The organism is Streptosporangium sp. NPDC002607 (genome assembly GCF_053592655.1).
In genome coordinates, this window is record NZ_JBSFWD010000066.1 from 1 (window position 1) to 19,253 (window position 19,253).

The following is a 19,253-nucleotide window of genomic DNA, read 5'->3' on the forward strand; positions in this document are numbered from 1 at the left end:
GCCAAGGCCGCCGCGGGTGACAGGTACGTCGGTGTCCTCGGTGCCCAGGTGGCCCGGCAGTGCCTCGACGCGGGCCACCGGGAACAGGCCCCAGGGGAAGCCTGTTGGGGCCTGGTGTCATTCGGGCCCGGTCTGTGTCAAGCAGTTGGCATCAGAGAGGTGCCGTTCTCTGGACAGCCCCGGCGAGGACGAGAGATACGGCGGCCAGCACAAAGAGGCCTCCAGGAAAGGCGATGTTGTGGAACACGCGGGCGCGAACGTGGGCGGCGATGGCGCCGATGAAGAACAGAACAAGCCCGACAGCGGCGGCGATGCCGATGAACCGAACACCCAAGAGCCCGAGTAGGAGCCCGGCGGCTTTCAGGGCGGCCAGCAGCGGGATCCAAGACTGCGAGATACCCACTTCGGCTGAGTTGGCCAGGACGAACTCGGCCCGTGCGAGGTCGGCGAAGGCGACCCCGGCGTTGGCCACGATCGTGATGACGGTGACGACGACGTAGGCGATGAACATTCATATGGCCTGCGTTCAGCCGAAGCGATAGGCGCCAAGGACGTCGAGTGGCTGGGGTGTCGGGGCGGGCCCCACCGCCCACTTGGCCACGGTCGCTTGCAGCTGTCGCGCCGCAGCGATGCCGGGCAGTGGATTCTCGACGCCCTCGTCAAGGTCCAGCAGGGCGACGAACTCGGTGCTACCGGCACGGCGCAGGTACGCGTACCGGACGCCTTCCGGCTGCTCCGTCGCCACCGCCGCGAAAGCCGTCTCGATCGCCTCGACGACCTCCGCGACACCTTCGTCGGCCACCTGGTAACGAATCATCAGAACAGGCATGGTGTCTCCCCGCCGATCGTGTGAGTGTTGGCGAGCCGCTGCCCGCCTGCCGGGTCAAGCCTCACCGAGCGCCAGGTTGGCGTCCAATACCTGCATCTATAACCTGACGGCATGGATGTCGACACCCGGTTGTTGCGGTACTTCATCGCCGTGGCAGAGGAAGGGAGCCTCACCCGCGCTGCGGAACGACTGTTCGTATCGCAACCGGCGCTGACCAAACAGATCAGGCAACTCGAGATCCAGCTTGGAATGCGGCTGTTCACGCGATCCCGGGCCGGCATGGCCCTCACCGAACCGGGTCAGGCCCTGGCGAAGCGGGTACCCGCCCTGCTGGCCGGCTGGGACCAGGTGCTGCGGGAGACCAAGCACGTGGCGAACCGGGCCGCCCGCGTTTTGCGGGTCGGCTTCATGGCCAGCGCCGCCAACGAGGCCACCCAGCACATCGTCGCGGCGTTCGCCCGCCGTCGGCCAGGCTGGAGAGTCGACATGCGGCAGGCCGCATGGTCGAACCCGGCCGCCGGACTCGCCGACGGAGATGTCGACGTCGCCCTGCTGCGCCTGCCCTTTCCCGGCCAGGACACCCTGCGAGTGGAGGTGCTGTTCGCCGAGCCCCGCTGGGTCGCGCTCCCCACGGCACACCCATTCGCCACGCGCGACCTGATCCCTTTCCGGGACCTGTGGGATGAGCCATTCGTGGCAGCCCTATCGGAAACAGGCCGGTGGCGGGACTACTGGCTGGCCGTCGACGAGCGTGATGGCCACCCGGTCCGCGTCGGCGCCGTCACCGACCACCCCGACGACTGGCTGAGCGCAATCGCCAACGGCTACGGCATTGCCCTGGCCCCCGAATCCGCCGCCCGGTTCTACGCGCGCCCCGGCGTCACCTACCGGCCCGTTGGCGGCGTCAGCCCCAGCCAGGTCGGCGTCGCCTGGGCACCCGCCGACGACACCGACCCCGTCATCCAAGATTTCGTCCGCTGCTGCATGGAAAGCAGCCCACCCCGACACGACGCGACCGTCACTTGATCAACATCTTTTTCGGTGATTCCGGTGCGCGTAGATGTCGTCTCATCTGGAAAGTCGGCGAGAGCAGCTGAGGGCGGCGGCGATGGTAACGAAGGAACTGCCGCGCCGGCTCACTCCTGGCACCTGCCTGGCTCGGCAGCTCGATGAAGGCGTACCAGGCCATGATCGCTGTGCACCCGATGGGGAGGGCGAGGGAGATAGGGCCACCACATGTGGCCGACGATGGGGACGGCTGCTTGTGGCCGGCTTGGAGCTCAATGATGACGCGTGATTCGAACCGCGCCGGATTCGATGGGACGACGTGGCGTCCCATCGAATCCGGCGCGAGATGCTCGACCTCGTCTCTCAGGCGGTCTATGCACGGCCGCGGCAGAATCGGGTCGATCGCGGCCCGAAGCCGAACCGGCCTGCACCGTGTACGCCTTCCGATTCAGCCCCGCGCCCCTCATCGGCGCAGGACTTCAAAGGTCAGGCGTTCACCGCGTGTCGCCGCCTACCCGCGACGAATGCCTCCGCAGCCGAGGCGACGCGCTTTCGACCGCTCACCTGCCGCGAGCGTCCGGTCCGGCCGCTCCTGCAGTGAACGTCAGGCGATGGTGAGCGTGACCGTGATCGCGGAGACGAGAGTAACGCAGGTGGTTTTGCATGGATACAGAGCGGTCTCCATCTTGCTGGGAAGCATGTCCAGGGAGTTGATGTCGAGTTCCATTGCTTTTCTCCTTTTGTTGGGGAGGGCCTCCACCGATACTGCGGCGGTTTCCGTACCTGCCGGTTCATCCGGCGGAGTCTGTGTGGTCGGACTCGGTGTGCTGCCTGCCGTGCCGCTTCATCGGCGCGGGCGGGAACTTTCTGCGCGGGGGACCAGCCGCCTACCGTGCGGCGCGTGAACGGGTGCGGTGAGTCGGACGCAGGATGTCGAGCTCCAGGAGCGGCGTCCATGTCTCCGGGGCAGGCCGTACCGCCCCGCCACCACGGTAACCGCCGGCACCTCGTGTCGCCGGCCCGATCTCGTCACAGGCCGAGCAACGTGCCGTCTCCGTCGCGGACCTGCCGGTACGTCGAGTTCATCGGCCCACCGGGTGGTGTCTGCCTCGGCGCCGACCACATCACCGCTCACTTCGTCCTCTTCCTCGACCAGGATCGCGCTCCGTGTCCGTGCCGGTACGGCGAATTCGTCGTACCAGGACAGCATCGTGGCGGGCACTTATGAGCCACTTTCGACTGGGATGACAAGGTGTTCCCGCCTCTTGGCTCAACTTTCGTCGATCACCGAAACGACCGGGACGGAAGACGCTGTTTCCGGCAGGCCGGATGCCGTTCGCCACAAAGCGGCAGCTGGTCACGACCGTGCTCACCCGGGCGCTGGAGGCCGGGGTTCCATTTCGCCGGTTCACCGCCGATGAGACCTTTCGCGCCGCCGATAATCCGCGGGCACTTAAGAAGCCTTAACCATCCTTAACGGTCGCTTATGCTGATCTTGAAAGGCTGAGGTGGCCGGTCATGGCTCTCGATTTCCCTGGCTGTACACCGGAGATATGAGATATCCAGACAGCGGAGGATTGTCGGCTCGGGCGCGGCTGCTGTGCGGACCGCGCGGGTGCTCGCCCCCATGGTGGGCTTCGTGGCGCGCCTGCTGCCCGACATCAACGTCGCCCCCCGGACCTCGCTCAACGCACCGGCCGGAACCGGTCGTCGACTCCGCGTCGTGCGGCTCGACCTGGAGGCCGCAAGGGAGGTGGCGCACGCCCATGGGGCCAAGGTCAACGACCTGATCCTGACTATCGTCAGAGGACGGATCGTCAAGGACAGGTTCGTAGCGGGGGTGCGGTGCGGTAGAACTCGGCTGCGGTGACGGTGGCGGGGACGCCGAGTTCGGCGGCGACCGCGGTGATCGCGGTGGCGCCGACGGCGAGGTCGGCTTGGCCGTCGGTGGTGAAATACGGTGCGATGAACGTCTCGTAGTGGGCTCGGGCTTCGTCCGCGGTGTGTCGGCCGAGGAACGTCTGGATGTGCCGCACCGTGGTGTCGGGTTCGTTGTGGATCACCTGCAGGGCGCGCCGGTGGGCTCGTACGACGGCCTGGACCGCGGGGTCGTCCGGGTGGATGTAGGTGGGGTCGACGGCCACGCCTACGGTGGGGATCTGGAAGTGGTCGCCGACCCAGGCCGGCACCTGCCAGCCGTGCTCGGCGGCTATCGCCTCCGGTGCCATGGTGCTGCCGACCAGGGCGGCGTCGATCCTGCCATCGTGCAGCCAGCGCAGGTCCATGCCGTAGTCACCGGGCGGGCGGACGATGGTGTGGATGTCGCGGTCCGGGTCGAGACCGGCCTGGCGCAGCACGATCCGGGCGAAGCACCCGGGTGCGGTGTGGGGGGCGTGTACCGCCAGCCGCCGGCCGGCCAGGTCGGCCAGGGAGGTCAGGCCGGGGAGGGCGAGGAACCAGAACAGCGGGCGGTGGGTGTTGACATTGAGTGCGATCCAGGGGATGCCATCGGCCAGTCGGGACAGCAGTGCCCGGCCGAGCCCGATGGTGGCGCCGTGGCGCAGCCGCTCCTCGTCCCAGGAGCAGCCGTCGCGCAGCGCGACATGGACGCCCTCGTCGGCGTAGTAGCCCTGCTGGTCGGCGATGTAGGCGACCAGTTCCTCGTGCAGGCCCCGCCCGACGTAGGCGAGATCGATCGTGTACATGAACGTTTTTCCTTGATCGTGTCACCGCCGTGCGCCCGCGCGTGCCGGGGCCCGGCTGCTGCGGCCCAGGGTGCTGAGGTGACGGTGTGCCGGATGCGGTCCGGCCGGCGGCCGGACCGGGACGGTATGGCCCCGCGTGCGGAGGACAGCGGGGCGTCAGTACATGGACATCCCGCCGTTGACCGCGGCCGTGGTGCCGGTCATGAAGGCGTTGTCCTCGCTGGCGTAGAAGGCGACCGCTTGGGCGACGTCGCCCGGGTGTGCCAGGCGGCCCAGAGGGGTAGCGGCCACCTGCCGCTGCTTGTGCTCCTCGTCGAACACATCCGCCATGCGGGTGTCCTCCACCGGGCCGGGCTCGACGACGTTGACCGTGATGCCCCGCGGGCCCAGTTCCTGGGCGAGGTACCGGGCGAACTGCGCCAGTGCGGCCTTGGCCGTGCCCAGTGCGATCATGCCCTCCCGGGGCCGGCGGCTGAGGCCGGTACCGAGATAGATGATGCGTCCCCAGCCCTGTTCGGTCATGGCGGGCAGGACGGCTTTGGTGACCGCGAACGCCGCACGCATCTCGTCGTCGAGCTTGCCGCCCAGTTCTTCCCACGTCATGTCCTGGAACGGCTTGATCACATACGGGATGAGCGCGTTGTGCACGAGCACATCGATGCCGCCCCATGCCGCCTGTACCTGCTCGATCATGCTCTCGACCGCCGCTGCCTCGCGCACGTCGGCCTGCACGGCCATGGCCTGGCCGCCTGCGGTCTCGATGCCGGCCACGACCTCCCCGGCTGCCGTGCCGCTGCGGAGGTAGTTGACCACCACGCGCATCCCTCGCGCGGCCAGAAGGCGCGCGGTGGCCGCACCGATTCCGCTGCTGGCCCCTGTCACCAATGCCACCCTGCCGGTTGCCCCAGACACGGCCCCACCTCCTGCCCATCATCGCGGGCCGTCGGCATGACCGCCCGGAGTTGTTCATCGTCGATGCCGGGGTGTGCTGAGCGGATCGCTCCGTAGAACACGGTGTCGACGGTCGCCCGCAGCAGATCGGCCGAGGTCCAGTCGAGTTCGCGCGGCAACTGCGAGGCGAGCAGCCGCTCCAACGCGCCACGGGTGATCTCACTCAGCAGCTCAGGCGGCGCCGGCAGCAGTCCCCGCCGGTGCCCGTCCCGGAACAGCTCGTCGAGCCGCCGGTAGACCACCGCGTCCACACGCTGCTCCACGTACACGGCTCCAACTGCGAAGACCGGCGTTGTGGCGTCTTACGTGGTGTCGGTTCGGGCCGCTTCAGTGCCTCGCGGACCAATCGCCGGTGCACTCCGTACTTGCGGTCCGGCGCCCGGATCCCCAGGCCCGCACGCCACGAATCCCGGCGGGTCTGGTCGAACAGCTCGACTTTGGTGAGCGCCACCAAGTCCCCCTTGCCGCGGCGCGCGTGATCCAGCAGGTCGAGCCTGACACCGCAACTCTAAAGGTGGGGCCACTTCAAGCCGACATGTCGGTCTGGGATCACATCACCGATCCGAGACGGGTCCAGCTCAAGCCGCCCGGGTGGGGCACTTCAAGTCGTCATAACCATGCCAGGCCGCCCGAGGTAACCGGGATGGCCGGATGTCTACTGACAACGACCAGACGCTCAACTTCTGTCTCTCGGCGAGAACTCCACTGCGGTCAGGCCGGGCAACCAGGAGTAGATCACGGTTGTGGGGCGTCCGGAAGGAGCGGGCATGGCAGGTGCCGCAAAGCTCGTCAGGTCGCCGTCGCGGGTCCCGGCCTGCGGCGGTCGTGGCGTGTCAGGGGGTTGCGGGTGGTGTGTCGAGTCCGGTCAGCCGCGACAGCGCGGCGAAGCCGTCGTCGGTACCGGGCCAGTGCCGGCGTACGGCCTGCAGTCCGGCGCGGCGGACCACCGAGCGCAGTACGGCGACCACGATGATGGCGTCGTCGGCATAGCCGAGCACGGGGATGAAGTCGGGTACCAGATCGAGGGGGAAGGCCAGGTAGGCCAGCAGCAGCGCCAGTCGTACCCGCACGCCGCGCGGTAGGTTGCGGTCGGCGGCCAGGCGGCGGATCAGCCGCAGCACGTCCGGCAGCAGCCGCAGCGCCTCACGCAGCAGGCCGCCGCGCGGCCGCACGATGGCCAGCACCACAAGCAGCGCCAGCCAGGTGACCAGCAGCGCGACCGCGATGCCGATCAGCAGGTCCCACCCCACGCCCCGGTCACCGCCGGCCGCCTTCCTGCTCGTCCACCGTGGCCGTTGCGACCTCGGCGGAGGTGTCGGCGGCCGGCGCGTCGGTCACGGGGTCGAAACGGCCGGCCTGTGCCCGGCGTCCCAGCCGGCGGCCTGCTGGTCGAACAGCGCCGTGACCGTACGGGCCGGCTCCGGGTGTCCAGGCCTGGCCGCAGGCGAGTCGCCGGGCCGGCTCCTGCAGGCCGCCCACGTCACCGACATCGGGTTTGCCCGCAACCGCGGGAGACAGGGCGAACAGGCGGCGAACAGTCATCAGGGCCCTCCCGGGGCGACAGCAGGTCAGCGGGCACGGACCTTACCTGGCAGCCAGGAGCTCGGCCAGGTCGGCGGGCAGGGGCATGGGCTGGGTGAGGCCGACACGGGCGCGGCCGGTGTTGCCTTCGGGGTAGCGGCCCAGCGCCGAGCCGGGCGCGGCCACGATGATACGCACCACCTGACCGAACGCTTCGCGGCGGTCGCGCTGGGCGATGGCCAGAACGAACATCGCCAGGTGGTTGCGGGTGTGGGGCCAGGGCCACGGCTGGGAGATGATGTGGGCCCGTTCCAGATGCCGCCAGCGCGCCGCAGCGTCTCCGGTGGCGCGGGCGGCGTTCATCTCGGCGCGGTAGGCGGCCCGCACACGGGCGGGCATCGGGCGGCCGATCATCGATCGTGCTCCTTCTCAGCGGTGCAGCAGCCATCCGCGCATCCGGCCGAGGCGCCTGACCCGCCGATGACGGTGGCGGTGGGGACGGCACAGCAGGTGTCGCCGCGCCAGGCCTCGCGGCCTTCCTTGACCGCGACGGCCGCGATGACCAGGGCGGCGATCGGGTCGGCCCACGACCAGCCGAAGGCGCTGTTGAGCGCCAGGCCCACGAGCAGCACGGCGGACAGGTAAGTGCACAGCAGCGTCTGCTTGGAGTCGGCCACCGCCGAAGCCGAGCCGAGTTCACGGCCGGCACGGCGCTGGGCGGCCGACAGGAACGGCATGATCACCAGTGACAAGCCCGCCAGGATCAGGCCGGGCGTGGAGTGCTCGGCCTCGCCGGCCCCGGCCAGGGCGCGTACGGCGTCGACGGTGACGTAGGCGGCCAGCACGAAGAACGAGAGCGCGATGACCCGCAACGCCACCTTCTCCCGCCGCTCGTGGTCGGTGGCCGAGAACTGCCAGGCGACCGCGGCGGCCGAGGCGACCTCGACGATGGAGTCCAGGCCGAAGCCGATCAGCGCGGCCGAGGAGGCGAGGGTGCCGGCGGTGATGGCCACGACGGCTTCGATCACGTTGTAGGTGATGGTCGCGGCCACCAGCAGCCGGATGCGGCGGCGCAGTACGGTACGGCGGGCCGGTGCGGGCCCGAGGCCGGGCAGATTCAGCGCGGTCATGCGATCGTGCCTCCAGCGGGCAGGTCGGCGTCGCGGTCGAGGCTGCCGGGGCCGGAGACGGGGCAGAGCGTGACGGAGTGACCGGTGGCGGCCAGCAGCTGCTCGGCCGCGCCCAGCAGGTCCATCAGCTCGGGCCGGGTCAGCGCGTAGAACGACTGGCGGCCCTCGGCCCGGTAGTCGACCAGCCCGCAATCGCGCAGGCAGGCCAGGTGCTTGGAGACCGTGGACTGGGCCAGGCCGAGCTGTTCGGTCAGGTCCACCACCCGGGCCTCGCCTCGGGCCAGGCGTTGCACGATCTTCAGCCGGGTCTCATCAGCCAGCGAGTGGAACAGCGCCGCCGCCGGCGGGATGCCCGCGGCGATGTCGGCGTTCACGCATCGGCCAGCATCATTATCAATCGCCATATGGCGATGATAGCCAGAAACGGTTATGTGTTGGCAAGAGTGCTCGACCTCGAAGCCCGGCACCGCTAAGGGCGACGCCGCGCCGATACGACGGCCGGGCCACTCTGAAGCCTGGATCGAGGCCACCGGGCGGCAACCCGATGCGGGGCGGCGGATCGGTGAGGAAGAGCGGGCCGGCCCGGCGCCCGTCCAGCAGGCAGGGCAACAGCCGTGCGGTGGCGGTGCGCCAGACGATGACATCGACCGCGCCGCCGGCATCACGCCGTGCCGAGGGGTGGATCGGAGGCGCGCCGCCCCCGGGTCCGGTCACGCTATCGGGGAGGGCAACACACAGAACTCATTGCCATCGGGATCGGCCATCACCACCCGACTGCCCCCGCGCCGGCCGATGCCGACTCGAGTCGCTCCGAGGGAGACGAGACGGTCGGCCTCCGCTTGCTGATCACCGTGCACAGATGGAGCGAGGTCGAAGTGCAGCCTGTTCTTCCCTGTCTTCGGCATCAGTGGCGGACCGCCCCACGTGATCTTCGGACCGCCGTGGGGCGAGCGGATCGCGGTCTCTTGGTCCTGGTCCCAGACCAACGGCCAGCCCAGCGCCTCGCTCCAGAAGTACCCGACCTCCTGCGAACCGTCGCACGCAAGCGCTCCGATGAATCCGCAGTCAGCAAGGAAGTTGTTACCCGGTCCGATGACGCAGAACTCATTGCCTTCGGGGTCGGCGAGCACCACATGACCCTCCTCCGGGCGTTGCCCGATGTCGATGTGCCGCGCACCGAGTCCGAGCGACCTCGCCACCGTCTGCTGCTGGTCCTCCAGGGACGTGCTCGTCAGATCGAAGTGCATCCGGTTCTGGCCGGTCTTCTTCTCCTGGGTCGGAAGACATCGGATCCGGAACCCGGTGTCATCGCTCGGCAGGAGTGCGATGCCATCGTGGGGGTCGTTGGCCATCTCCCAGCCCAGGACTCCGGCCCAGAAGCGCGCGAGACGGAGCGGGTCGTTCGCATCGAAGCAGAGCGCGACAAGCTGAGAAGTCATCCCGCATCTCCAATCTGCTGACTCACAGGCGCAGACAGGGCACACTCCTGGCGCATGACGGAAGCAACGCTAGCCCGCTCGAGGAGTGCGACGCCAACGCATATGAGTCGGAAGGCGACGCTTCCGGCGCACGACCCGCGATCAGGACAGTGGACGATCGACTCATCGCCGCCGTCACCGAACACCTCGCTCCACCCCGCCGAGGCCACTAGCCGGCAGGAACACCCGGCCGCGGTGAGCGAGACGGGAAGGTATGCGCGAGGAGCCGGCGTCGTTACGCCTCTAGAGCCGTCGCCGGCTCCAATCCAATGGATATGGGCTGGTTCGCGGCGCGCACTCTCTCCCATCACGGAGCAGGGGAACTTCGAGTCTGGTTTTAACGGCTGGGGCTCGAAGGCCACGGTGAAGGACTACGGCGTAGCCGTGGCGATGCCGCAGGGGTATAGCCGGGTGCCTAACCCGTCGATCGGACAGCAGTGAACGTGGGAACCGCCTTCCAGAACATTTCCAATTTAGGTTAGCCTAACCTTGCTATGTACGGACAAGGACCCTTTATCCTCGTGGGCCACAGCGCAGGCGGCCCGATCATCCGCCTCGCCGCCGCCGGCCGGGCCGACCGAATCGCCGGCCTCGTACTCGTCGACCCCACCGACGTACTGTTCGCCCCTGCCTTCCGTCGCCTGGAGCGCACCGTTATCCGCGCCAATGTGCTCTTGGCGCGTACACGCCTGCTCGCATGGGCCTACCGAACTGCCTTAGGGATCAGCAAGATCCAGATCCTTTCCATGAACCGGCGCTGATCACTGGACACGTGCTTCCTCAGGAAGGCGTCGATCCGTGCATTAAGGTGACGCCGCTGTGCTGAGCACAGACCATCGTGTTCGCCGTCGTATGGATCGCCGTCGCCGCCCGAGTGGGTGTGGGGCAACTCTGCGATGACACTCTGCTGAAAGGCCCGGTACTTCTCAAGCGAACATCCCAGCGCGCGGGGGACGTGCCTTGGAGGCTTACGCACAGCGAAGTATTCGACGTTTGCGCCCGACTGGTCATAGACGGCGTCCTCCTCCCGAAGCTGACCCAGGCCCCAAAGTAACGCTGGGTAGTTGAGGGGGGGATTGGCGGAGCGGCGGAGGCTACGGTTCCTGTATGTGCCTGAGCCGAGCCTTCTTGGCTGGTCGCGGGAGTCGTGTGCGGAACCGGCGGACTGCCTCGCCGCCCCGGTAGGTAGCCCACCCGCATCCCACGGTGCCTGCCGGTCTCGCCCTGGCCGGCCTGTCGCACTGCCCGCCGCCGGTCACGCCTGCGGGGCGTGACAGGCCGGCGATTCCGGTGGCAGTCGGATGTCAACGTGTCACACGATCTGGATGGCGACGACCTTCGGAGGGTGGTTCGGGAAGGTGATGTCGTGCCAGCGCTCGATCTTCACCGAGTCGCCGTTGGCGTCGTAGTAGATCAGGTCGTTGTTGCCTGTGGAGATCCGGTCGACCCACCATCCGCCGAAGTCGGTCTTTCCGCCGTTGGCGTAGCAGTCGACGCTCTGGCGGCCGTCGAGGTGCGACCAGATCTTCAGGAAGTTCTCGCCACCAACGCATTGGACGTGGTCGATGGCGAAGGCGGTGCCGTCCGGGATGGTGACGGTGAAGGCGGCGGCTGCGGCGAGCGCCACGGCCATGGAACGGGCGTTCTTCTTGCTCTTCGAGATCACAGACTCTCCTCCTGCGGAGACCGGCGTGTACGGCCCCGGCCCTGTTGGTGACGTCGCGTCCTGACGGAACGGTGCTTCGTCGGGCCGGCAGACGGCCGAGTGGGCACCGGAGCGGCCCCTCGCGGCTGCGCTTTTACGTGACGCAATTGGGTGGCCCGGTAACTCAAAGTGATACCACTCTTTGTCCGGCCAACACGGGGTCCCAGTGGTAACGACGCAGGAAACAACGGATATGCAGATCAGCTGCTCGCCTTCCAAGCTGTGCCCGAGGCTCCTTAAGGGAGCTCTGACCTGCAAGGGAGCTCTGACCTGCATATCCGTTGAAAATTCCGCCGATACTACCGGGACCCCTATCCAGAGCAACACGTCTGACGAACGAAAGGCGCTCATCGGCTTGGTCCCGTCCTCCACCTGCGCGAACTCCTCAGCATCGTGGCCCACGGCGACGACGACTGGGGCGCGGCAGACCAAGTCCGGCAGACCGCCGCCCCTTCCGCCGCCGCTGAGCCGATCAGGCCTCCCGGGTCAGGAACTGGTGGAGGCTCCGGCAGGCCCGGGTCAGCGAGGTCGAACCGCGCTTCTTCGCGTGGGCGGCGACCTCGGGGATCTCGCCCCGCGCGCCGGCCCACGCGGCGATGTCGGTGGCCAGCACGACGGCTTCGGTGTGCAGACGCTGGGCCCGCTCGCCCTCCCTCGGGAGGAAGACGGCCAGGAAGTGGCGCAAGATCGTCCATATCTCGGCGTGCGCGCCCTGCTTGGCGGCCAGTTCCAGTGAGGGCAACGCGGGGTCGGCCTTGTAGCGGGTGCGGCGGCCGAACAGGCCCAGCAGGCGGCCCGTCTCGGCGGCGGGGAGCGCGCCCTTGGCTGCCAGCTGAAGCAGGGGGGGCACCGCGTCGTCGCCCTCCACGGTAAGGAAGTAGGCCAGGACCAGGGCCGTCGCCGGGCCGGACGTGCCTTCGGCCAGGGTCAGGTTGCGGAGGTCGTCGATCGCGATGTCGGGCGGGTCGAAACGGTCGATCAGGCCGATCGCCAGATGGGCCGCCGCGAGCTCCCGGTGGTGGGGCGTCATGCCGGGCCAGAAGTTACGTGACATGCGCCGGAACGGGCGCATCTCGGGCGCGGTCAGCAGGGCGTTGAGGTGGGCGAGACCGGTGGGCTCCACGGGTTGCCAGCTCACATTGGCGATGCCGCGCTGGTCGAGGACATGGTCGTCGTAGGGCACGACGCGGGAGCCGAGGTCGAGGGTCCAGGTCAGCTCTACCTCCGGGGGTGGGGGCGCGCCGCGCTCGAACCAGCGGGCCACCACCGCAGCAGCCGCCGAGCCGATGCCCTTCGCGCGTTCGGCCAGGTCGGGGGCGGGATTGGGCGGGAGGCGCAACAGGGCCTGTTCCACGTCCAGCGGGAGCGGTTCGCAGCCGGATTCCGCGCACACGGCCAGGCGGTTGAGCAAGGTCTCGGGGTCGAGGTGGCCGTCGGCGCGGGTGGGGGTGGCCAGCAGTACCGGGGGCAGGGCTCCGGCCTTCGCCGCGCGCAGGAGTTCGTCGAGGCGGGACAGGAGGAAGGCGTGGGGGCGGGCGCACTCTCGCAGGTGGGGGAGGCGGTTCCAGGGAGCGGGGGCAGGTCGCGCCTTCAGGTCGTAGAGGTCGGTCTGGACGTCGATCGTCCGCAGGATCTCCTCCTGTACGTAGTCGGGCATCTCGTGGAGCGGGACGACCGTGCGGAGGCCGGGGAACAGCTGGAAGGCCGTGGCCGCGACGTTCACCATGCCGTCGTACAGGGCCTGCCCGAGATCGCCGGACAGGCCGGGGAAGGCCTGCTCCGCGTCGGCCCGCTGCTCCTCGGAGATCGTCTTCCGGTACGACGGGCGCTGTCTCGGCGGACGGGACATGGGCGGCCCCGGATCTTCGCCGGGGTTGACGAGTTCCCTGGCCAGCGCGGTGCACCAGTCACGCGGGGACTGCCACGTCGGCGCGTCGTAGAGCACCGGCCGCAGGTGTTCGCCGAACCGCCGGGCCAGCGTTTCCTTCAGGGAGTCCGGGTTCGTATGTGCCTCCCGCGTGACCGCCGCCAGCCACGCCTCGACGTCGATCCAGCCGATCTCCTCCGGCGGGCCGCTCTCCAGGCCGGAGGTGGGGAACGGGCCGGGGATGGTGGCCTCGGGCAGGCGGCCGGGGGTGAAGTCGCTGGTCCAGCCTTCGGTGAAGCGCTCGAAGAGCTGCCGGGCCGAGGCCGGGGGCAGCAGTTCGGCCGCCTCCAGGATCGGGGCGGGGTCGGTGAGGTGGTCGGCGTGCTTGAGGGTGAGGGTGACCGCGCGGTCGCGCACCTCGTGAGAGGCGTGCGCGTACGCGTTGGTCAGCGCGGTGACGTGGTCGGCCACACGTTCCGGTGTGGTGGCGAGGTCGCGGTCGAGCCAGGTCAGGCCCTTCACGGCGAGCTTGGCCTCTTGGCGGAAGGTCATCGCCTCGATGGCCTCGGCGACGTCCGCCGGGTCGAGCCGCGCCTGGCGCGCCTGCTGCCAGGCCAACTCGGCTACCGGGCCGGGCGCGGCGGGCAGCAGCCGCAGGTAGTCGCGCAGCCGCCCGGCCGACTCCTCGGGCGTGGGCGCCACGAGCGTGTGCAGCCGGACGAAGAAACGCAGGTCCTGCGCGTCGCCGCCGAGCAGGAAACGGCTCACGCAGCCGGTGAGGATCTGCTCGCGCGGCAGCGTGCGGGCGGCCAGGGCCAGCCAGCGGGACGGCTTCGGGGTGAGCGTCTCGTTGACCAGCGCCCGGCCCGCGCCGGCCGCCTCGAAGATCTTCGGAAGCAGGTGGGGCGTGAGCGGGTCCTTGGCCACGCCCACCGCCGACAACCAGGCCGCCACCAGCGGCTCGTGGTCGGGTGGGGTGGCCTCGCCGTCGCGCAGCAGTTCCAAGGCCAGCGGCACGATCCGGTCGTCGGGACGGCGGATGCGGCGCGCGAGCCGTACCGCCAGATCGGCACGCCAGGCCATCGGGCGACCGGAGACCGCCTTCACCAGCCGGTGCGGGCTTGGCGCGCCGGACCAGCGGGGATTGAGGTCGCGCTTCATCAGCCAGGTGACCACCCCGGCCGGGCCGGGAATGGTCGCCGCGCCCACCATCATCAGCACCTCGGACCGGCCGGTGACCTGCTCGTCGGCGGTCCAGTCGAAGGCGTCCCAGCCGACGGTGGCGGCCAGCAGCGGACTCTCGCGGAGCTCGGCGAGCAGGTCCGGCAACTCGGCGGCGACGGTGGCCCGCTCGGCGTCGGTGAGCTTCGGCAACCGCAACGCCAGACCCTCGGCGTCGTGGTTGAGCACGAGATTCCTGATCTCGATACGGATGTCGTCAGAGGTCATGACGTGGCTCCGGTGAGCTGGGCGTGCAGGCGCTTGCACTCGTGGATGAAGCGGATCGTCCGGCGGCTCTGCGCGAACTCGGCGACGACCGGGATCTCCCCGCGCGCGCCGGTCCAGCGTGCCACGTCGGCGGCGAAGGCGACGAGTTCGGCGTGGGTCACGGTGATGCGCTGCCCCTCGCCCGGCAGCATCCCGGGCAGCAGAGCGCGCAGGATGCGCCACACCTCGTGGTGGCCGCCGGCGTCGGCCAGCTCGGTCAGGGCCGCGATGGCGGGGCGGGTCTCCCGCCAGGTGCGGCGCAGCACCAGCGCGAGCTGGCGGCCGATCGCCTCGGCGGGCAGCTTGCCCCTGGCGGCCATGCTCAGAACCAGCGGGATCATGCCGGGCACGCTGTCGGCCAGGAGGAAGGCGAGGATCACCGCCGTGGACTCGCCCATCGGGCCCTGGGCGATCTCCAGGCCGGTGATCTCCGTGGGCGTCACCCCCGCGCCCCAGCGGCCGCGCAGCAGGAAGGGCAGGAAGTTGACGGCCACGACCTCGCGGTGCGAGGGCAGCATGGCGGGCCACGCCCGGAGGGTGCCGCCGAACTCGTCGACCGTCCAATCGAACGGCTGGCGCAGCAGCACCTCGTCGATCAGCCGATGGCCGGTCGGGGCCGTCACCCGCAACACCGGCTGCAGCCTGACCTCGGTGAAGTGTTCCGGTTCGCCGTCGCCGAACTCGACCATGGACGCGTCCACCATGTGGCGCCACACGTGGCCGCACTCGGGGGCGGCCATGCCGTCACCGGCGAGCCAGCGGGCGGCCGAGCGCGCCGCCTCCGAGTCGACCTTGGCGGCCCGGTCGGCCGCGGCCTGGTGGCTGCCCCGGGGCAACCGCAGCAGCGCCTGCGCCAAGTCGGCCGGGGGCGGCTCCACTCCGGCGGCGGCGCAGGTCTCCAGCCGGCCGACCAGCACGTCGGGGTCGAGGTGGCCGCTCATCCAGGTCGGCGTGGCCAGCAGCACGGGCGGCAGGGTGCCGTTTCGGAGGGCCTCGGCGAGTTCCGCGTAGCGGTGCAGCAGGAAATCGTGGGGCGGGGAGACGCGATTGGGGTGGGGCAGCTGGTTGCGCCGCCGCCACTCGTCGTGCTCGGGCAACTCCTTGGGCATGAAGGAACGCAGCCGGGGTGGGACGAAGACGACGGTCACCTCCACGAGCGGCTCGCTTGGGCCTGGCGGGGGCACCTGCTCCTCCGCCCGCATCGCCGCGATCCGGGCGGGGTTCACACCGAGCTCGGCCATGCGCTTGTAAGCGCGGTCGAGGATGAAGGACGGCATGGCCTCCACGGAGTCGTCGTACAAGACGCCAGGCTTCGTCCGCACCGGACGGAGGCGATCCGGCAGTCTGTCGTCGTAGATCTCCTCGTCCTCGTCGTCGGCGCCGAAATGCCACGGCTGCTCGACGTCGGTGGGGGAGTCGTACAGGTGGATCCGGCCCCTGGCGAAGGGGATCTGCCGGTCGCCCTCGTGGGCCACCGCCCCGTCCGGGCCGTCGTCGCTGGTCCAGGTGATGAAGAAGGCGCGCAGCGGGGTGTCGTCGTCGAGGTAGCGGCCAAGCCGGTAGACGCCGCCCACCATGATCCGCCGGGGCCTCGGCTCCGGGTCGGGCTCCTCGCCACGGGTGAGGGCGCGTACTCCCACGGAGTGGTTCGCGCCGTCCCAGAACTTCTCCGGTTCGATCGGCGGCAGCTCCGGCACGCTCCCGGGGGTGACGAGCTCGGCGGACAGTGCCGACTGCCAGTCGTCGGGGTCGAGGCGCACCTCCCTGGACCGCCAGTAGCCCTGGTCCTGCTCGACGTGGGGCTTGAGCTTGCGGCGCAGTTTCGCCCGGTCGTCGGCGAACCCGGCGACGAAGGCCGCCAGCCAGCGCTCCTGGCCGATCCAACGCTCGTGGTAGTTGGGGGAGATCGACGGCTCGGGGAACCGCCGCGCCTCCGGCAGCTCGGGCAGCGGCGGGAACTCCTTCTGCTCCAGCAGTTCCTCGACCGGGGTCTCCCCGCCGAACTGCTCGGTCAGCTTCGCGCCCAGGTCGGCGGGGAGGTGGCGGACGCCGTCGAGGATCGCCCCGGTGTGGTCGGCGAACAGGTCGGCGTATTTCAGGGTCAGCTCGGCCGCGCGGTTGCGCACGTCGAAGGACTTGTGCGCGTACGCCGTGGTCAGCGCGGTCAGGAAATCGGCGGCCGCCTCGGGCGTGGCCCGGATCGCCTGGTCGAGCCAGCGTAGGCCCGTGGCGGCGAGCTTGGCCTCGTCCCGGAAGGTGAGCGCGCCGACCGCCTCGACCAGGTCGGCGTGGTCGAGCGGCATCGCCCCGCGCACCTGCCCGGCGGCCAGCTCGGCGACCGTGCCCGGAGCCGACGGCAACAACCGCAGGTAGTCGCGCAGGCGGGGCGCGGACTCTGCGGGCGTGGGGTCGAGGAGCATGTGCAGCCGGACGAAGAACCGCAGGTCCTGCGCCTCGCCGCCGCGCAGGAAACGGCTCACGCAACCGTCGAGCACCTGCTCCCTGGGCAGCTCGCGGGCGGCGGCGGCCAGCCAGCGGGTTGGCCGGGGCTCCAACCGCTCGTCACGGAGGGCGCGGCCCGCGCCGTCGGCGTCGAAGACACGAGGCAGCAGCACGGGGGTCAGCGGGTCATCGGCCACGCTCGGCGCGGCCAGCCAGGCGGCCACCAGCGGGTCGTGGTCGGGCGGCACGGCGCCGGACTCGCGCAGCAGCGCCACGGCCAGCGGCGCGATGCGGTCGGCGGGACGGCGCACCCGCTGGGCCAGCCGGACCGCGACATCACGACGCCACTCCCGGGGGCGGGTGGCCGCCACCCGGCACACCTGGGCGACGTCGGGGTCCTCGGCCCAGCGGCGGTTGACGTCGCGGCCGGTCATCCACGTCACCGCGGCCGCCGGGCCGGTGATGACGCCGACACCGGTCAGCAGCAGCGCGTCGGCCAGTCTGTCGAGCAGGTCGCCGACCTCCCAGGAGGCCATCTCCTCGAAGTCGTCGGGATGATGGGCACGCACCTGCTCGGTGCGGACACGGCGCAGCTCCTTGACGAGGCCGGGCAACCGCCCGCCCAGCTCGGCGCGCTCCTCCTCGGTGAGCGTGACCAGCCGGTCGGCCAGGCGGGTGACCTGGTTGCGAGTGACCAGATCACAGATCTCCGTCCAGAGGGTCATCGGGAGACCTCCACGGCGGCGCGGGCGACGATCCGGGCGGCCAGCACGTGTTTGCACGGCCCACGGGAGCCGCGATGGTCCCACCACCACTCGCAGGTACAGGATCCGTCGGCCAGCGAGACCCGGCGCGCGCCGCTCGAGGTATGGACGGTGGCCAACTCGCCTTCGAGATGCACGGCGCCCGCGTCGACGAGCTTGCGCGCCTTGGCCAGCCGCGGGTTGAGCAGGATCACGTTGTCCTTGTCATAGGGCAGCTCACGGTGGAAGTGGGCGGCCTCCGACAGGTCGTAGCCGACCCGGCCGGCGACGCCGAGCTGCGTCAGCGCGGTCCGCACCCGGTCCGCGGGGATGCCCGCGCGGTCGGCCAGCAGGCCGATCTCGATCTCGGGCTCGAAGTTGAGCAGCATGCCCACCACGTCGGCGTCGTTCTCGGCCTCGTCGATGGCCAGGTCGTCGAGCACCGCGCCCTCGCCGGAGAAGCCGCGCCAGCGCTCGGGCGAGAGGGTGAGCGTGTAGCGCATGCCCGGCAGCTCCAGCTCCCAGGCGCTGGAGGCGGCGTCGGCCGGGCCGTACACCCGGAGGGACTTCGCGAAGCGCAGCAGCGGCAGGAGGGTGCCGAGCCGGTTGGGGCCGGCGAGCTGGACCGAGCCCGGAACCTGACGGTCGGAGACCTTCAGCTCCCGCCCCGCCTGCGCCACCCACACCGTGCCCTTCTTGGGCAGCCCGCGCAGGAACCGCACCGCCGCCATGCCGGTCAGCTCACCGCGCTGGTCCATGCCCGAGGCGATGACCTGCACCTCGGCGAAGCCGCGTAACCAGCGCTCGGGCAGCGGCACCTTCTTCTCCACCACCGCGCCATCCATCGTGGTCACGACCAGCTCGTCGAGCCCGACCCCCAGGTGCAACGGGTCACGCGCGCCGATGCGCGCCAGCGCCTCCCGGAGCGGCGCGTTCACGTCGACGTTGGTGGTGCCCCGGTCGAACACCTCGCCGTCGAGCGCGCCGTTCAGCAGATCAAGCCGGGCGTACACGCCGCCACAGGCCGAGAACGACTCGAACCGCAACCGGTCTCCATTGCACGTCACCACCGGGTCGCGCACCCAGCCGGGCCGCGCCTGCGGCTGGTGGTAGCGGGCCAGCGCCACGTCGGCGACGCCGAGCAGGGCCGCCGCGGCGGGGGCCGCCTGGGTCACCACGCCGCTGAAGAACCGGGGGGCCACGGCCGGGCCGGACAGGGCCCGCCCGCCGGAGGTCGCCAATCCGAGACGACCGTCGACAAGGGAGGAGGGCGCGGCGTACGTGTACGCCTGCGTCGCTGAAGTCATGGCCGGGACATTAGATCGCCCCACCGACAAACCGGCGCGGCAGATGTCGAGGAGATGAAAAGTTCCTGTGAACATCCAT

The 19,253-nt window shown here is 70.1% G+C and carries 19 protein-coding genes; 3 read left to right on the top strand and 16 right to left on the bottom strand.

The window, feature by feature from the left end:
* Window positions 1–151: 151 nt before the first annotated feature.
* Window positions 152–511, bottom strand: a complete 360-nt coding sequence (locus tag ACWD3H_RS41625; protein ID WP_451958931.1) for a DoxX family protein — start codon at window positions 509–511, stop codon at window positions 152–154.
* A gap of 15 nt (window positions 512–526) precedes the next feature.
* Complete coding sequence (locus tag ACWD3H_RS41630; RefSeq protein WP_451958932.1) at window positions 527–829, bottom strand: hypothetical protein; 303 nt, start codon at window positions 827–829, stop codon at window positions 527–529.
* A gap of 111 nt (window positions 830–940) precedes the next feature.
* Here ACWD3H_RS41630 and ACWD3H_RS41635 point away from each other — a divergent pair, with 111 nt between their 5' ends.
* Window positions 941–1,855, top strand: coding sequence for a LysR family transcriptional regulator (locus ACWD3H_RS41635; RefSeq protein ID WP_355565203.1), 915 nt, complete (start codon window positions 941–943; stop codon window positions 1,853–1,855).
* 586 nt (window positions 1,856–2,441) lie between these two features.
* On the opposite strand, the gene ACWD3H_RS41640 is transcribed toward ACWD3H_RS41635, so the two are convergent.
* Window positions 2,442–2,564 (bottom strand): ALQxL family class IV lanthipeptide, encoded by a 123-nt coding sequence (locus tag ACWD3H_RS41640; RefSeq protein ID WP_355565200.1) that lies wholly within the window; start codon window positions 2,562–2,564, stop codon window positions 2,442–2,444.
* Window positions 2,565–3,395: 831 nt separating this feature from the next.
* Here ACWD3H_RS41640 and ACWD3H_RS41645 point away from each other — a divergent pair.
* Window positions 3,396–3,707 (top strand): wax ester/triacylglycerol synthase domain-containing protein, encoded by a 312-nt coding sequence (locus tag ACWD3H_RS41645; RefSeq protein ID WP_451958967.1) that lies wholly within the window; start codon window positions 3,396–3,398, stop codon window positions 3,705–3,707.
* Here the strand turns inward: ACWD3H_RS41645 and ACWD3H_RS41650 are convergent.
* The 9 genes from ACWD3H_RS41650 to ACWD3H_RS41690 form a co-directional block, all read right to left on the bottom strand.
* Entirely contained in the window at window positions 3,655–4,542 is an 888-nt protein-coding gene (locus tag ACWD3H_RS41650) for an ABC transporter substrate-binding protein (protein WP_451958933.1), read from the bottom strand. The genes ACWD3H_RS41645 and ACWD3H_RS41650 overlap by 53 nt on opposite strands.
* A gap of 156 nt (window positions 4,543–4,698) precedes the next feature.
* Window positions 4,699–5,424, bottom strand: coding sequence for an SDR family NAD(P)-dependent oxidoreductase (locus ACWD3H_RS41655; RefSeq protein WP_451958934.1), 726 nt, complete (start codon window positions 5,422–5,424; stop codon window positions 4,699–4,701).
* Window positions 5,421–5,756 carry a hypothetical protein gene (locus ACWD3H_RS41660; RefSeq protein ID WP_451958935.1) on the bottom strand — a complete coding sequence of 112 codons (336 nt, stop codon included), beginning with the start codon at window positions 5,754–5,756 and terminating at the stop codon, window positions 5,421–5,423. The genes ACWD3H_RS41655 and ACWD3H_RS41660 overlap by 4 nt, the downstream gene beginning before the upstream one ends.
* A 570-nt stretch (window positions 5,757–6,326) precedes the next feature.
* Window positions 6,327–6,743, bottom strand: a complete 417-nt coding sequence (locus tag ACWD3H_RS41665) for a YkvA family protein (RefSeq protein WP_451958936.1) — start codon at window positions 6,741–6,743, stop codon at window positions 6,327–6,329.
* Between the two features lie 7 nt (window positions 6,744–6,750).
* Window positions 6,751–7,035, bottom strand: a complete 285-nt coding sequence (locus ACWD3H_RS41670) for a hypothetical protein (RefSeq protein WP_451958937.1) — start codon at window positions 7,033–7,035, stop codon at window positions 6,751–6,753.
* Between the two features lie 42 nt (window positions 7,036–7,077).
* Window positions 7,078–7,428, bottom strand: coding sequence for a DUF3703 domain-containing protein (locus ACWD3H_RS41675; protein WP_451958938.1), 351 nt, complete (start codon window positions 7,426–7,428; stop codon window positions 7,078–7,080).
* Complete coding sequence (locus ACWD3H_RS41680; RefSeq protein ID WP_355565177.1) at window positions 7,425–8,144, bottom strand: cation transporter; 720 nt, start codon at window positions 8,142–8,144, stop codon at window positions 7,425–7,427. The genes ACWD3H_RS41675 and ACWD3H_RS41680 overlap by 4 nt, the downstream gene beginning before the upstream one ends.
* A complete protein-coding gene (locus ACWD3H_RS41685; protein WP_350925294.1) occupies window positions 8,141–8,548 on the bottom strand; it encodes an ArsR/SmtB family transcription factor in 408 nt (135 codons plus the stop codon). Before ACWD3H_RS41685 ends, ACWD3H_RS41680 begins: the two co-directional genes overlap by 4 nt.
* Before the next feature lie 306 nt (window positions 8,549–8,854).
* Window positions 8,855–9,583, bottom strand: coding sequence for a VOC family protein (locus ACWD3H_RS41690; protein WP_451958939.1), 729 nt, complete (start codon window positions 9,581–9,583; stop codon window positions 8,855–8,857).
* Between the two features lie 533 nt (window positions 9,584–10,116).
* Here ACWD3H_RS41690 and ACWD3H_RS41695 point away from each other — a divergent pair.
* The gene (locus tag ACWD3H_RS41695; RefSeq protein ID WP_451958940.1) at window positions 10,117–10,383 is read left to right on the top strand and encodes an alpha/beta fold hydrolase; all 267 of its coding nucleotides are present in this window, start codon (window positions 10,117–10,119) and stop codon (window positions 10,381–10,383) included.
* A gap of 551 nt (window positions 10,384–10,934) precedes the next feature.
* On the opposite strand, the gene ACWD3H_RS41700 is transcribed toward ACWD3H_RS41695, so the two are convergent.
* From ACWD3H_RS41700 to ACWD3H_RS41715, 4 genes are all read right to left on the bottom strand, one after another.
* The gene (locus ACWD3H_RS41700) at window positions 10,935–11,288 is read right to left on the bottom strand and encodes a beta/gamma crystallin domain-containing protein (protein WP_451958941.1); all 354 of its coding nucleotides are present in this window, start codon (window positions 11,286–11,288) and stop codon (window positions 10,935–10,937) included.
* Window positions 11,289–11,799: 511 nt separating this feature from the next.
* Window positions 11,800–14,643, bottom strand: coding sequence for a hypothetical protein (locus ACWD3H_RS41705; RefSeq protein WP_451958942.1), 2,844 nt, complete (start codon window positions 14,641–14,643; stop codon window positions 11,800–11,802).
* On the bottom strand, window positions 14,640–17,849 hold the full coding sequence (locus ACWD3H_RS41710) for a DUF7824 domain-containing protein (RefSeq protein ID WP_451958943.1): 3,210 nt from the start codon (window positions 17,847–17,849) through the stop codon (window positions 14,640–14,642). The genes ACWD3H_RS41705 and ACWD3H_RS41710 overlap by 4 nt, the downstream gene beginning before the upstream one ends.
* The gene (locus tag ACWD3H_RS41715) at window positions 17,846–19,174 is read right to left on the bottom strand and encodes an SWIM zinc finger family protein (RefSeq protein WP_451958944.1); all 1,329 of its coding nucleotides are present in this window, start codon (window positions 19,172–19,174) and stop codon (window positions 17,846–17,848) included. The genes ACWD3H_RS41710 and ACWD3H_RS41715 overlap by 4 nt, the downstream gene beginning before the upstream one ends.
* Between the last annotated feature and the right edge of the window lie 79 nt (window positions 19,175–19,253).